10 protein-coding genes and 1 other RNA gene are annotated in these 14,571 nt (G+C 43.6%); 10 read left to right on the forward strand and 1 reads right to left on the reverse strand.

The features are described 5' to 3' along the window. The first annotated feature begins 314 nt into the window (after nt 1–314). From L0J61_RS03595 to arsJ, 10 genes are all read left to right on the forward strand, one after another. Nucleotides 315–986 (forward strand): alpha/beta hydrolase, encoded by a 672-nt coding sequence (locus tag L0J61_RS03595; protein WP_301464949.1) that lies wholly within the window; start codon nt 315–317, stop codon nt 984–986. An 85-nt stretch (nt 987–1,071) separates the two neighbouring features. Then, nucleotides 1,072–1,430: a transfer-messenger RNA gene (ssrA, locus tag L0J61_RS03600) on the forward strand. Between the two features lie 429 nt (nt 1,431–1,859). After that, nucleotides 1,860–2,435, forward strand: a complete 576-nt coding sequence (locus tag L0J61_RS03605) for a hypothetical protein (RefSeq protein ID WP_301464950.1) — start codon at nt 1,860–1,862, stop codon at nt 2,433–2,435. A gap of 354 nt (nt 2,436–2,789) precedes the next feature. Beyond that, the gene (locus tag L0J61_RS03610) at nt 2,790–5,114 is read left to right on the forward strand and encodes a TonB-dependent receptor (protein WP_301464951.1); all 2,325 of its coding nucleotides are present in this window, start codon (nt 2,790–2,792) and stop codon (nt 5,112–5,114) included. A gap of 133 nt (nt 5,115–5,247) precedes the next feature. Beyond that, on the forward strand, nt 5,248–6,135 hold the full coding sequence (locus tag L0J61_RS03615; protein ID WP_301464952.1) for a sulfite exporter TauE/SafE family protein: 888 nt from the start codon (nt 5,248–5,250) through the stop codon (nt 6,133–6,135). Between the two features lie 318 nt (nt 6,136–6,453). Further along, nucleotides 6,454–6,966 (forward strand): 2,4'-dihydroxyacetophenone dioxygenase family protein, encoded by a 513-nt coding sequence (locus L0J61_RS03620; protein WP_301464953.1) that lies wholly within the window; start codon nt 6,454–6,456, stop codon nt 6,964–6,966. Between the two features lie 282 nt (nt 6,967–7,248). Continuing rightward, entirely contained in the window at nt 7,249–8,877 is a 1,629-nt protein-coding gene (locus L0J61_RS03625; protein WP_301464954.1) for a long-chain fatty acid--CoA ligase, read from the forward strand. A 407-nt stretch (nt 8,878–9,284) separates the two neighbouring features. After that, the gene (locus tag L0J61_RS03630; protein WP_301464955.1) at nt 9,285–10,100 is read left to right on the forward strand and encodes a metalloregulator ArsR/SmtB family transcription factor; all 816 of its coding nucleotides are present in this window, start codon (nt 9,285–9,287) and stop codon (nt 10,098–10,100) included. Between the two features lie 191 nt (nt 10,101–10,291). Continuing rightward, complete coding sequence (locus tag L0J61_RS03635; RefSeq protein ID WP_301464956.1) at nt 10,292–11,302, forward strand: ArsJ-associated glyceraldehyde-3-phosphate dehydrogenase; 1,011 nt, start codon at nt 10,292–10,294, stop codon at nt 11,300–11,302. Nucleotides 11,303–11,304: 2 nt separating this feature from the next. Beyond that, nucleotides 11,305–12,537 (forward strand): organoarsenical effux MFS transporter ArsJ, encoded by a 1,233-nt coding sequence (arsJ, locus tag L0J61_RS03640; protein WP_301464957.1) that lies wholly within the window; start codon nt 11,305–11,307, stop codon nt 12,535–12,537. 109 nt (nt 12,538–12,646) lie between these two features. Here the strand turns inward: arsJ and L0J61_RS03645 are convergent, their stop codons facing one another. Next, a complete protein-coding gene (locus L0J61_RS03645; RefSeq protein ID WP_301464958.1) occupies nt 12,647–14,461 on the reverse strand; it encodes an NAD(P)/FAD-dependent oxidoreductase in 1,815 nt (604 codons plus the stop codon). Between the last annotated feature and the right edge of the window lie 110 nt (nt 14,462–14,571).

Consider the following 14,571-nt stretch of genomic DNA (forward strand, 5'->3'; position numbering starts at 1 on the left):
TCAATCGCGAGAAGCGCTAGACTATAGCAGTAGGCATCAGTATATTGAATTATCCTAGCACAAAAGCGTTGATTACTTTTGTCATCAACATGTGAATGATGTGAAATATTTATGGAAATGAACACTGAAAATCAACATGATAAATGAGTAACTTTTCTTAACTAACCGTTTAGTTTAAACGCTGTAAAATATCAATTTTTGAATATCGAATGAAAAATATCGAATAACGAGTAAAAAATAAGGTCTTATATCTACCACAAAATTTATTTTATGATGAGAGTGTGTCCTCAATCACTGAAAGGAGTGTAGTCAATATGAGTAACTATTTAGATGCGGTTGTCAAAGAGCACAATCCATCGAAAAAAAAGATAGATAGAGCCGTCATCTGGTTGCATGGCTTAGGTGCTAGTGGTCATGATTTTGAGCCTGTGGTACCGCAGCTTGGTCTGTCTGATGACATGGCTGTCCGTTTTATATTTCCGCATGCGCCCAAACGCCCAGTGACGGTGAACGGTGGTATGGTGATGCCTGCGTGGTATGACATCTTGGAAATGAGTCTTGAGCGCAAGGTAGATATCGCTCAGATCGAGACGTCTGCACAGCAAATAAATGATTTGATTGCTCGTGAGGTTGAGCGTGGTGTCACTCCTGAACATATCGTGATTGCTGGGTTTTCACAGGGTGGGGCGGTGGCTTATCACGTCGCATTGAGCCATCCGAAACGTTTAGCAGGATTGATGACGCTTTCTACTTATCTGGCGACCGACGATCATATTGAGTATAGTGAAGCTAACAAAGAGATGCCGATATTGATTGAGCATGGTTCTCACGACCCTGTTGTTCCTGTAGTTTTAGGTGAGCAGGCGCAGCAGCTTTTATCAGGTAAAGGCTATAGTGTCGCGTATCACACCTATCCAATGGCGCATCAGGTTTGCATGCCACAGATTCAAAATATCGGTAAGTGGCTGAACGCTGTTTTGGCTTAGTATGCCTAGCTGTAATTTAATGTAATACAGACAATGTATAGGTTGCAACGCGGCAGATAGTTACTATATAATGGCCAGTCTTATTGGGGATGTTCTGGCTTCGACGCTGGTGATGAAACTCAATGATGCATGTCGAGAGTGTATGTCCTCTCGTAAATCAAACATATATTGTTATAGTCGCAAACGACGAAACTTACGCTCTAGCAGCATAAACCCTGCTTACTGCGTTGCTGATTACCTATAGTCGGTTAACCCAGTTGAAGCGCACGCATATAGGTTCGCCACAAGTGGTTGTCTCAACCGCTTGGGTCCAAAAGTAGAGAATCGTCCAATCCATCCTGCCTGTCGGATCGGTGCGGATTAAAACCAAAGACAGAATCTAAACATGTAGAGTCATGAGCGTAATGCTGGCGGACGCGGGTTCAACTCCCGCCATCTCCACCAAACAACGATAAAGGGCTTGTTCGTAGCGATACGGCAAGCCCTTATTTTATGGGCGTTTGAAACGTCTAGAGAATATTGTGAGTGATGGAAAGGCTTATGGAGTCTAAGCACCCTCATAGAGTATAGGCAGCATTGTTGGGTATTGCAGTTGGTGCTACACGATCGTTTTTACTGTCATTGTTGAGCGCTATGATGATATAGCATCTTTATTTAATGGCGATCTTTTTGTTTTTTGTCGCTTGATTTTGCCTGTACAACACTTGAAAGTGCTATCGACATTGTTTTAGAATGGCATTCTTAACGGTTTTGTATCTTTTGTTAATGTTTTATTTCTAGAATGCACGGCAAGTTAGCTAGAAAAATACGAGGAAACGAACCTCTACTTATACCCTTGCAGGGTTCCTGTGTGGGTAACACGATGATTCTATCATGTCTACTAAGCGTCCCAAGCTTGTCTTAAGATATTCATCACCATCAATGATGTGGTTGAGCATGCTATTCGCATGTTTCGCCTGGATCATGCACATCACTCCATTACTGACGCCTTTGTGGGATGACAACCTCCATTTAGGCCATAGTATTCAGATTGAAGTTGTATCAGCAGCTGCGCAATATGAGCGTATAAAATCTGATATCGATCATAGCAATCATCACTTACCTGATGATAGTGCGGCCCGTCATTGGCATCATCATACTGCACATAACGCAGCGCCCTCGGCGGATGATGCAGATATTACCGTCGATGCAAGTCAGTTACCTAAAGCGTCGTACGACAGAGACAAGATTGCAAGGTCTGACCCTGATACAGCCCCAACCATTACCTGTGACCTCTGTGCGGGTACCTCTGCCGCACTGGTTCCAGTTGCTTTTACGCATACCGACTCTGTTTTGGTTGAGTTGCCTACTGTATCTGCCACCTATATTTCTTATCTGCGTAACACATCCCACCCTAGTAATTTTTTACGACCTCTCACACGCGCTCCTCCACAAGTTACATTCACTTGATTAGTCATGGTCGATAGCATTGAACTGCTCATCACCATTGCTACTCGTAGTCCAATATCATTGTAGTTTATTAATATCAAGGCATTGACCATATGTGGTCAGCCAGCGAGTACTTTGCACGCTTTAGGCATGCTTCGAGTCCAAGCTGGTTGATGAACTCGTTAGTCCCTGTCTGTCAGCTGCAATTAAACTATTGTGATTAGAATGTCGCCTATTTATATCGGTGAACTATTTATCTCGGTGGACGATCAGTCGAGCCTACATTAAGCGCATCAATTGCTAAAAAATGCGATAGGCATCTCGACTGGCGCACCGATTTCATAAAATAGCTTTATAACTTTTTAGGAAAACGAGATGTTAAATTCATCAAAGAACGCTACACCTGCTCTAAAACTCAGTGTCTTAACGTTAGCATTGTTTCAAATCAGTAGTGCCTATGCTGTTGATAACACGGCGCAAACCGACCATGCGCATACTTCGGATATGCCGCATGTGCAATTGCCGGCGATTGCTGTTCAAGCATCAGTATCAAATGACAGGACCCTTGGAACGGCAGCAACGTTCAATCATAGAGACATAGATGGTCAGCAGGCTGCCACAAGCGATACCGCGACGATACTGACAAAAATTCCAGGGCTAAATGTCCAGAGTGCTGGCGGTATCTCAAACCTACCAGTGATGAGAGGCTTGGCTGATAACCGTTTGCGTATCTTAGTCGATGGTGTGGATTCAATCGCATCTTGCCCAAATAGCATGAACTCACCATTGTCTTATATCACTCCAAGCTCTGTAGATGAGACCACTGTTTATGCAGGGGTAACGCCAGTGAGTGTCGGTGGTAATAGCATTGGTGGTACGATCGTCGTTGAAACGGGTGATCCTATCTTTGCTGAAGATTGTGAAATCGTGACCTCAGGTGAAGTTGGCGCCTTTTATCGTAGTAATGGTGATGCCTACGGTGCCAATGTATCTGCAACGGCAGCAAACGATAAGTTCAGCATCACCTATAAAGGCAGCTACGATACAGCTGATAATTACGATGCTGGCGGTGACTTTAAGTCTTATACCGATGCTAGTGGCAGCGGTCAAAATTTAGCCAAAGATGAAGTTGGTTCAACTGCTTTTGAAAGCCAGAATCAGTCTTTAGATGTTGCATACAAAAATGGCGACCATCTACTGCAAGGTACCTATCTATGGCAACGTGTGCCAGAAGAGCTGTACCCAAACCAACGTATGGACATGCTAGATAACCAACTTGATCGTGTGAACTTACGTTATAAAGGTGATATGAACTGGGGGCAGTTAGAGGCACAAGCCTATCATGAAAATGTCGATCACTATATGAACTTCGGTGAGGATAAACAGTTCATGTATGGTGATGCGGCTGGCATGCCTATGTATACCGACAGTGAGACAATTGGTGTCAATCTACGAGGTGAGATTGATCTGAGCGATCAAAGCACTCTGAAAATCGGTACGGAATTCCAAGACTATACCCTCAATGATTTATGGCCAGCTTCTGGTACTGGCATGATGGGGCCTGATGAGTTCCAAAATATTAATAATGGAGAACGTCAGCGAGTTGGTGTCTATGGTGAATGGGAAAAGCAGGTAGCGCCACAGTGGACCACGCAATTGGGTGCGCGTTACGAAAACGTGCGCACTAGCACTGATAAAGTCAGAGGCTATGATGATGTAGACGTGGTGATGATGGATATGGGAATGGGAATGATGATGTCTATGCCGGTATTTGAAAGACGGGATAGTGATCTTCTAAATGCCAGTGACCGCGACACGACCGACCATAATTTTGACGCAACTGCCATGGCTCGCTATGACATTGATTCGCAACGTTCGATTGAGATAGGTGCGGCACATAAAGAGCGTACACCTAGTTTGTATGAGCGCTATTCTTGGTCGACATGGAGTATGGCTTCGATCATGAACAATACCGTTGGTGATGGTAATGGTTACTTTGGTGATCCTAACCTCAGCCCAGAAAAATCCAACACGCTGTCGGTAACCTTTGACTGGCGTGGTGCTGATGATAGCTGGGGTGTGACAGCAACGCCTTATTACTCGCACATCGACGATTATGTCGACGCTGTACAGTGGGATGCGTCGGCCAATACCGCTGCAGCCACCCAAGCTGTCGACCAATATACTGTGCTACGCTATGTCAACCAAGATGCCAGAATATATGGCATAGATATTACCGCTGATCGTTATTTAGCGTCTAACGCTTTGGGTAACTGGGGTCTTACTGGCTCATTGAGCTATACCAATGGTAAAAATAAAGATACTGGATCACATCTGTATAACATCATGCCGCTCAATGCTAGTGTCGCGCTCAACCATGAATACAATGGTTGGAGTAACCAAGTGGAAGTAGTCGGTGTGGCGGCGAAAGATGATGTATCAACGCCACGCAACGAAATCAAAACAGCCGGCTATGGTTTATTGAACCTCAGTACTGGTTATCAGTTCGATGATGTCACTATTGAGGCAGGAATCGAAAATGTATTAGACAAAAACTATGCATTACCACTAGGCGGGTCTTACATGGGTCAAGGTAGTACTATGGGTTTGAATGGTGAATTAACGACAGGTTCTAACTGGGGTACTGCAGTGCCTGGTGCAGGTCGTTCGTTCTATATGGGTATCAATTACAAGTTCTAATGATGAGTTAGGTCACTAATCCAGGTGTATTCTCATTTGTATCACTGTTTTCAAAATGAGGATACCGCCTGGTTGACCTTGCTAATAATAGCTTTAATGATATGTATTTCTCTAAAATTTAGGAAGCAACCTTATGACTACAGCGTTATTGGTGGCAGCATTCTTAATGGGTTTTTTTGGGTCGCCGCATTGTTTAGGTATGTGTGGTGGTATTGTCACCGCCTTTGGGCTTTCCATGAAAGATACCAGCCCAGCTAAAAAACGTGGCTTGGTAGCGACTTATCACTTCGGACGTCTACTTAGCTATGCCTTGCTCGGCTTAATCGCGGGAGTGATTGGTACGACTGTGTTGACGCCATTGATGGTTGGCAATAACACACCTCGAATCTTGTTAGGATTGGTCTTGGCATTTGTAGGTTTGACCATGCTAGGGTTACCATTTTTGAATAAGCTTGAGCGCCTTGGTATGCATTTTTGGCAAGCCTTAGCACCGCTGCGCAAAAAAGTATTTCCTTTAAATACGTTTCCTCGCGCATTAATGGCAGGTTTGCTCTGGGGTTTTTTGCCCTGTGGTCTTGTTTATGGTGCATTATTGATAGCTGTCGTGGGTCACAGCCCGTTGACAGGTGCAGGTCTAATGTTTGTATTTGGACTTGGAACCATTCCCATGCTGGTCGCTACTCATGAGACCGTTAGTTGGATGCGAAATCACATTGGGCGGTTGCGTTTAAGGCAAGTAAACGGTGTCATTATGGTGCTATCAGGATTGGCTGTTATATTCGTACCGATAGTTATGGCCAGTATGCATGGCGGGCACGGTGGACACGGGCATGGTGGACACGGTCACGAGCAAATGACCCATGAGGGAATGACCCATGAGGGAATGAACCATGAGGGAATGAACCATGAGGGAATGAACCATGAGGGAATGAACCATGAGGAAATGAATCACGAGGAAATGAATCACGAGGAAATGAATCACGAGGAAATGAATCATGAGGAAATGAATCATGAACACTAAAAGTTTCTGAATGATTTTATCAAACCGCCCTGACTCTGAGAGTAGGGCGGTTTATTTTTGCTAGGCCGATTTTTTATTTTAGTACCGTCGGTCAGTAGGCTGTTTACAAGCAACATAGTTATTGATGATAAAAGACGGATTTTGCTCAAGTGGGCAGGAGCATAACAAAACCATTCTTGCGAGTAGTTGCTTGCAGGCAGAATATATCTATATACTAATTAAGTGCTCGCTGTTAAATGGAACCTAAACAGCGATTACCCTTTTTCTTTCACGAAGATAAAGGCCAACACCCTACTAGCTAGCAAAAGGAATTGTAATATGTCAGCCAACGGCCAAGCGCAAGATTATTTATTAACACTTAATATCCATAAAGAAGGCGAAATTAAAAACGCCTTACCTGGAGTACATGTGACTCCCTGCTACCTCAACCCTGAGGCGGGCATCTGGGTTATTTATGCTCGCTTTGATGCGGGTACTCAACTTCCTGAGCATTATCATACTGGAGTCGTTCATTTTTATACGACTGCGGGGGCGTGGCACTATGTAGAGCATCCAGATGATGTACAAACCGAAGGTAGTTATTTGTTTGAGCCGGGTGGTTCTACACATACGCTCAATAGCCCTGACGGTGCAGAAGGATTTATGGTGGTTGAAGGGGCTAACGTCAATTTCAATGAAGATGGCTCACTGATGTTCATCATGGATGCAGGATGGATTGAACAGACATTGCATGCGGTTGCTAAAGCGACTGGTCAAAAAATGCCGCGCTATATCAAGCCTAATGCCAATAATGACTATAGTGATAAAGCAACGAACAACCCCGATGTTTAAGTGCAGAGAATCGGATTAATGTGCTAATATTTAAAGACTAGAGAGCCAACGCTTGAATGTTCGCTCTCTACAACAGACGAGACAAGGCTGGAGGTCTTGCTTCTTTTATCATTGTCTTAAAATGAAAGCCCTTCAGAACGAGTGCTTTTATAACAAGTAAATTTAAATCAAACGGAGTTTAGTTTTTCATACAACCAATTCATTAACTACATAATCATTGGATGATTAGTATTAAATAACGTTTTCAATAGACATATTTTAAACATAGACAGGGAGTCTTTCATGTTAGGTAAAATGATGTATCAGCCATTGCTGATCAGTAGCCTTATGGAGCATGCCGCTCGTTACCATGGTGACACGGTTGTGATATCTAAAGAAGTCGACGGACAGACCAGCCATAGTGATTGGTCGACTATTTCTAATAACTCAAAACGCCTAGCAAAGGCATTAGCTACCTTAGGCCTGAAACCCTCTGAACGTATAGCCACTTTGGCATGGAATAATCGCCGACACCTAGAAGCATGGTATGCTGTTTCAGGTAGTGGCATGATCTGCCATACCATCAACCCACGATTATTTCCTGAACAGCTCACCTTTATTATCAACGACGCCGAAGATCGTGCGCTGTTCTTTGACGTCACCTTCTTACCACTCATTATGGCGATTAAAGACCAGATAAAAAATGTTAAGCACTTCATCTGCCTAGGTGATCGCGATGACAAAGTGCTGGCCCAATTGCCAGAGACTTTATTTTTTGATGAATTGCTGGTAGAGCAAGATGCTGATTTTGAGTGGCCAGAGCTTGACGAAACAACGGCAAGTTCGCTGTGCTATACATCAGGAACAACTGGCAACCCCAAAGGCATTTTGTATACTCATCGCTCTACTGTGCTGCACTCTATGGCATTATGCATGCCCGATGCGCTTGACCTCAGTGCTCGAGACGTCATGCTGCCTGTAGTACCTATGTTTCATGTCAATGCTTGGGGTACGCCTTATGCGGCTGCATTGACCGGCTGCTCGTTAGTCTTGCCAGGTCCTAATCTCGATGGTGACAGTTTGGTTACTTTGATTGACGATTATCAGGTGACGGCCGCCTTGGGTGTTCCTACCATCTGGCAGAGCTTACTAGCTGCTGCTAACGCTAAAGGGAGTAAGCTAGCTAGTATGAACCGCAATGTCGTCGGTGGTGCTGCATGTCCGCCTTCTATTATCAAAACCTTTAAAGATGATTATAATTGCGACACACTACATGCTTGGGGCATGACGGAAACCAGTCCGATCGGAACAGTCAATCAAATAAAAAGCAAACATAACGCTCTGAGTAGTGATGAGATGGAGAAGCTGCGTCAATCTCAAGGCCGTCCTCCTTATGGTGTGAAGTTACGCCTAATGGATACTGACAATCCGCTGGAGCCCGTTGCAGAAGATGGTGAATCTCAAGGTCGTTTACAGATTCAAGGTCATTGGATTATCAACGACTATTACACGCACAAACCGGATGCTTTAACTGAGGATGGTTGGTTCGATACGGGTGATATTGCTACTATAGATGGTGATGGTTATTTGAATATTCGCGATCGCTCAAAAGACCTCATTAAATCTGGTGGTGAGTGGATATCTTCTGTAGAGCTAGAAAACATCGCTGTCGCACACCCACAAATAAAAATGGCCGCAGCCATCGCCGCCTCTCACGAGAAGTGGGGTGAGCGCCCAGTGTTAATCGTGGTCAAAGAACCAGAATCAAACATAACTGAGGAGCAGGTGCTCGAGTATTATGATGATAAGATAGCCAGCTGGCAGGTACCAAATAAAGTCGTTTTTGTAGACAATATCCAATTAAATGGCGCTGGAAAAATGGTGAAAAAGGATTTACGCGACACGCATGGTGATGTGCTGTTGCATGCTTAATAAAGCGAGAAATACAACATCAAATTGAGTAATATCGTATTCAGATATAAGTGGTCTTGCTTACTGGTATTAGCTGCGATAAATAACCAAAACCCAAGAAGCTTACAGGTATTACTTTTGTTTGAGAACGCTTGATGGACATTAAACACGACTGGTGATATCTCTAAACCTTTAACTCTCTATGAAAATCTAGGACTGAGCTCTGTATCGTACAGGGCTCAGTTTTTTTGTGTCCGATAATTTCTTCTAGGATCATGGTCGCAGACAGTGATAAAACTACTTTTCTAAAATCTCTGAAACATCCAAATAATTTTCTCACAAAAGACCTTTACATATGAAATTTTGTATATACAATAATTCATATGTAAAGTTATTTGTAAACAAGTACACACATGGAGAATATGGAAATGGAAAATATTAACAAAAAATCAGTGTTGTTTCTCTGCACCAGTAACTCAGCCAGATCACAAATGGCAGAAGCGCTACTGAAACACAAGGCAGGCGACATATACGAAGTGTATAGCGCAGGGATAGAAGAGGGTGAAGTGGACAAACGTACTATCGAAGCCTTAGAAAAATTTGATTTGAATGCCAGTGGGATAAAATCTAAGCATGTCGATGAGTTTAACGGTCAGTACTTCGATTATGTAATTACTTTATGTGAAAAAGCCAGTACGGAATGCAGAAGTTACCCCAATACAGGGAAGCAATTGGCTTGGGATATGCCTGATCCCAAATCACGTGAGGGCAGCCATGCTTTTTCTACCACATTGATGGAGCTAAACAGCCGTTTAACTATGTTTTTGTCTGTGGAGAACATAGACAGTCCGGTTAACAGTAAAGCGCCAACATCTGTAGAGCCAGCGTCTGTAGAAATAGACCCTATTGCCTTTTATAAAAGCCTCACTGATGATGTCCGACTCAAAGCACTGATGTTGATTGAGTACCATGGTGAACTTTGTGTTTGCGAATTAATGGAAGCATTGCAGGAAGACAGCCAGCCTAAAATATCGCGTAACCTTGCTGTCCTAAAAAAAGCAAACGTCATAATGGATAGAAAGCATGGGCAGTGGGTGTTTTATCGTATCAATCCTGAGCTGCCTTTATGGGCTCAGAGTGTAATCGCACAAACCACGGAAAACAATACACCGATGATTGGGAATGAAATTCGACGTTTAGATACGATGCAAGACAGACCTAATCGAGACAGTTTTTGTAAGTGATTAATCATTAATAAGAAACAATAAGCAACCATCAACAACCAGAAATTGGGTGTCAAAACTCAATAACTTACATGGCAGTGTGATTGTCACTGGCAAATATCATCAATCGGACACGTCAGTGGTTTAAAGTACACTCAAGATTTCAAATAAATATTTTTTTATAATTTTGGAATAGAACTAAGGATAATATTATGACAATTAAAGTGGGTATCAATGGCTTTGGTCGTATGGGTCGTCTATCTATGCGTGCGGCATTTGACTGGGACGATATCGAAATAGTACATATCAATGATCCAGCAGGCGACGCCAAGACACTGGCTCATTTAATGACTTTTGATTCAGTGCATGGTCGTTGGAACCACGAAGCAACGCACGATGGTGAGTCAATGATCATCAATGGCAAAGCCATTCCATGTACACAAAACAAAGCGACCAAAGATACAGACTGGTCGGCGTGTGATGTGGTCATCGAAGCTTCCGGAAAGATAAAAACCAAAGCATTGTTGCAGGCATATTTAGACCAAGGGGTGAAACGTGTGGTCGTCACAGCGCCAGTAAAAGAAGAAGGCGTACTAAACGTGGTGATGGGGGTGAATGAAAACCTATACGACAAAGAGAATCATCGTATTGTCACTGCCGCTTCTTGTACCACCAACTGTCTGGCGCCAGTGGTCAAGGTGATACACGAAAAACTGGGTATCAAGCATGGTTCGATGACGACCATTCATAATATTACAAACACCCAAACAATCTTAGATGCGCCGCATAAAGACTTACGTCGAGCGAGGGCGTGTGGTATGAGTCTGATACCAACGACCACAGGATCTGCCACTGCTATCACTCATATATTTCCTGAGCTAAAAGGCAAATTAAACGGTCATGCCATTCGTGTGCCTTTAGCCAATGCGTCGCTGACTGACTGTGTGTTTGAAGTGGGACGTGGTACGACGGTAGAAGAAGTCAATGAACTGCTTCAAGAAGCATCTGAAAATGAGCTAAAAGACATATTGGGCTTTGAGACACGTCCACTGGTTTCGATTGATTACAAAACAGACCCACGTTCAAGCATTGTTGATGCTCTATCAACGATGGTCGTCAATGATACCCAAGTCAAACTTTACGTTTGGTACGACAACGAGTGGGGCTATGCCAATAGAACGGCTGAGTTGGTAAGGATGGTTGGTCTAGCAGATAAGGATTGATCATGGGCCTGCTATCGGTTAAGGACTTATCATCACAAGTTAAGCAATATTTAGTCATCACTGGTAACTACTGGGCATTTACCTTAACAGACGGTGCATTACGAATGCTCGTCGTGCTGTACTTTTATCAGTTAGGCTATAGCCCGTTAAGTATTGCCATGTTGTTCCTGTTTTATGAGATTTTTGGCGTTATCACCAATCTGGTTGGTGGTTGGCTTGGTAGTAGTCTAGGGCTAAACAAAACCATGAATATTGGTTTGGCGATACAGATAGTATCCTTAGCCATGCTCGCGGTGCCTGCCGATATGCTAACGGTGGTCTATGTCATGATCGCACAAGCACTATCAGGGATTGCGAAAGACTTAAATAAAATGAGTGCAAAAAGTGCCATTAAACTACTCGTCCCAAAAGATGCAGAGAGTAAGCTCTATCAGTGGGTGGCGATACTAACAGGCTCAAAAAACGCTCTGAAAGGCGTTGGCTTTTTTATGGGTGGTCTATTATTGACTTTGATGGGGTTCAAAGGGGCAGTCATATTGATGGCAGCACTACTGGCTATCGTGTGGGTATTTAGCTTGTTAATGCTAAATGAGGATATTGGCAAAGCCACAAATAAGCCAAAGTTTAAAGATGTTTTCTCTAAAAGCCCTGCTATCAATATATTGTCTGCGGCACGTATGTTTTTATTTGGCGCTAGAGATGTTTGGTTTGTGGTGGCGCTGCCGGTATTTTTGGCAGCGACATTTGACTGGAGCCATTGGTGGGTTGGCAGCTTCATGGCCAGCTGGGTGATTGGCTATGGCATTGTGCAGTCTGTTGCTCCTTACTTTACGGGTAAGAAAAAAGGAGTATTACCGACGGGAAAAGCGGCTTTTATGTGGGCGAGTTATTTGACATTTATCCCTGCAGCCATCGCACTGGCTTTATACTTTGATTTTTATATTCAGGCTTCAATTGTTATTGGCTTGCTGATATTTGGCGTTGTCTTTGCTGTCAATTCGTCGTTACATAGCTACCTGATTGTCAGCTATGCGGATAGTGACGGAGTATCGCTTGATGTGGGTTTTTATTACATGGCAAACGCGATGGGTAGGCTGATCGGTACGGTGCTTTCAGGGTGGGTGTATCAAGAGTTCGGCTTAGAAGCTTGCCTATGGATATCTAGTTTATTTGTCGCAATAGCGGCATTGTTGTCACTCAAGCTGCCTAATCAAAGCAAAGCAGCGGCATACTAAATGAGACAAAAACGGCCGTACTGAATCAAGGCAGTACGGCCGTTGTATTTTACAACCTTTGAGGGCATGTTCAATGCGCCATAATAAAGTCAGCTTGGAAGCGCTCAGTTTATTCTAAGTGATGAACTTCTTGTAATCCATAAACAGGTGTTTCTATCCCTTCCATTCTGGCTTTGAGCTGTAGTGATAGATACTGTGAGTAATGTCGAGATTGATGCAAGTTCCCGCCATGGAACCATAGCGCCTCTTGCTGTGTTGGCTTCCACATATTTCTCAACTCACCTTCCCAAGGACCAGGATCTTTTTTGGTTCCTGAGCCCATTCCCCAGCACTTACCGACTTTATCGGCAACTTCTTGTGAGATGATTTTTGCCGCCCAACCGTTCATAGAGCCAAACCCAGTCGCATAGACGATTAAGTCAGCTTCTAGTTCGGTACCGTCTGTTAATACTACCGAATTAGACTTAATATGATCAATACTGGCGTGGGGTTTAAGTTTGATTTTGCCGTCTGCTACAAGCTCAGAGGCACCTACATCGATGTAATAACCAGAACCTCGACGTAAGTATTTCATAAACAGACCGGTATAATCTTCACCGAAGTCTAGCATAAACCCGGCATCGGTTAGCCTTTGATAAAAATCAGCATCTAGTTCTGCGACTTTACGGTAAACAGGCTCATGAAACTGCGGCATAACTTTGAAAGGAATCGAGCCAAACGTTAGATCCGCTTTATAAGTGGTCATGCCGTTTTCGATTGCTTCTTCGGAATATAAACCACCCAACACCTCATCCATCAACGTATCTGACTTAATAATATGGGTTGATGAGCGTTGTATCATCGTGACGTCAGCGCCACTTTCCCAGAGAGCAGCACAAATATCGTGTGAAGAGTTATTGGCGCCTAGTACGACACACTTCTTACCTTTATAGGCTTCACCACCAGGATGCTGGCTAGAGTGATGCTGCTCTCCTGCAAAATCCTCCATACCAGGGATTTCAGGAATATTAGGTAGCCCAGACATGCCAGTGGCTAAGACCAATTGTTTGGGATTTAATACTAAGCGCTCACCGTCTCTGTCTACCTCTACATTCCACTGCTGTAATGCTTCATCGTACTCAGCACTGATACATTCTGTCGACCCCCAATAGTTCAATTCCATCACTTTGGTGTACATCTCTAACCAGTCACCAACTTTGTCTTTTGGCGTGAATACAGGCCAGTTTTCAGGGAAGGGGATATAGGGCATATGGTCATACCAGACAGGGTCATGCAGGCATAATGACTTATAACGATTACGCCACGTATCACCTGGTCTCGGTTGCTTATCAATAACAATGGTTGGAACTTCGAGTTGTCTTAAGCGAGCGCCTAGACCGATACCGCCTTGACCACCGCCGATAACCAAACAATAAGGTTGCACGGTATAGCCAAGTGTTTTTTGTTCAATGTCTCGTTTTTCTTGCCACGTCAAACGATCAGGGTTTACACCATGTTCTGCGCCTTTGGGGCGTAGTTTTTTACGTTTTTCAGGGAAGTCTCTGAGTTCGACCATCGTGGTCAATAACGTCCAAGCTTTGCCATCACGTAGTCGTAAATATCCATAGCCTTTAGCAACCTTGGTGTTAAAGGAGATACAAGACTCCACTACGCCATCACTTTCGGTTGCTTCACCATCTATCTGCCAGTCATGAGGTGCAGTCGCTTCTAATGTGTGCGAAAGCATCTCTTTGATGTCTTCTTGTCCTTCTAGCGTTTTTATATTCCAAGTAAAAGCAACCAAATCACGCCAGTAGCCTTCCTTTTCAAAATGATCAGCTGTTTTATTGATATCTTTTGTACGTAAAGCTTGATCAAAGCTTTGTAGCCAATCAATGATTTTTTGATTGGCAGACGCCTCGTTGCCTGTTTTTTGAGCAGCCATAAATTCCTCTCCCTGGTAGTTTGGCTCAATTACCGAACCTCATGTTCAGTAAGCATAAATCCATTTAATAACCATTAGATTTATTTCCTAGATAAATCAAGTCGTGCGAA

The sequence above is a fragment of the Psychrobacter sp. genome, from assembly GCF_030457785.1.
Classification (GTDB): domain Bacteria; phylum Pseudomonadota; class Gammaproteobacteria; order Pseudomonadales; family Moraxellaceae; genus Psychrobacter.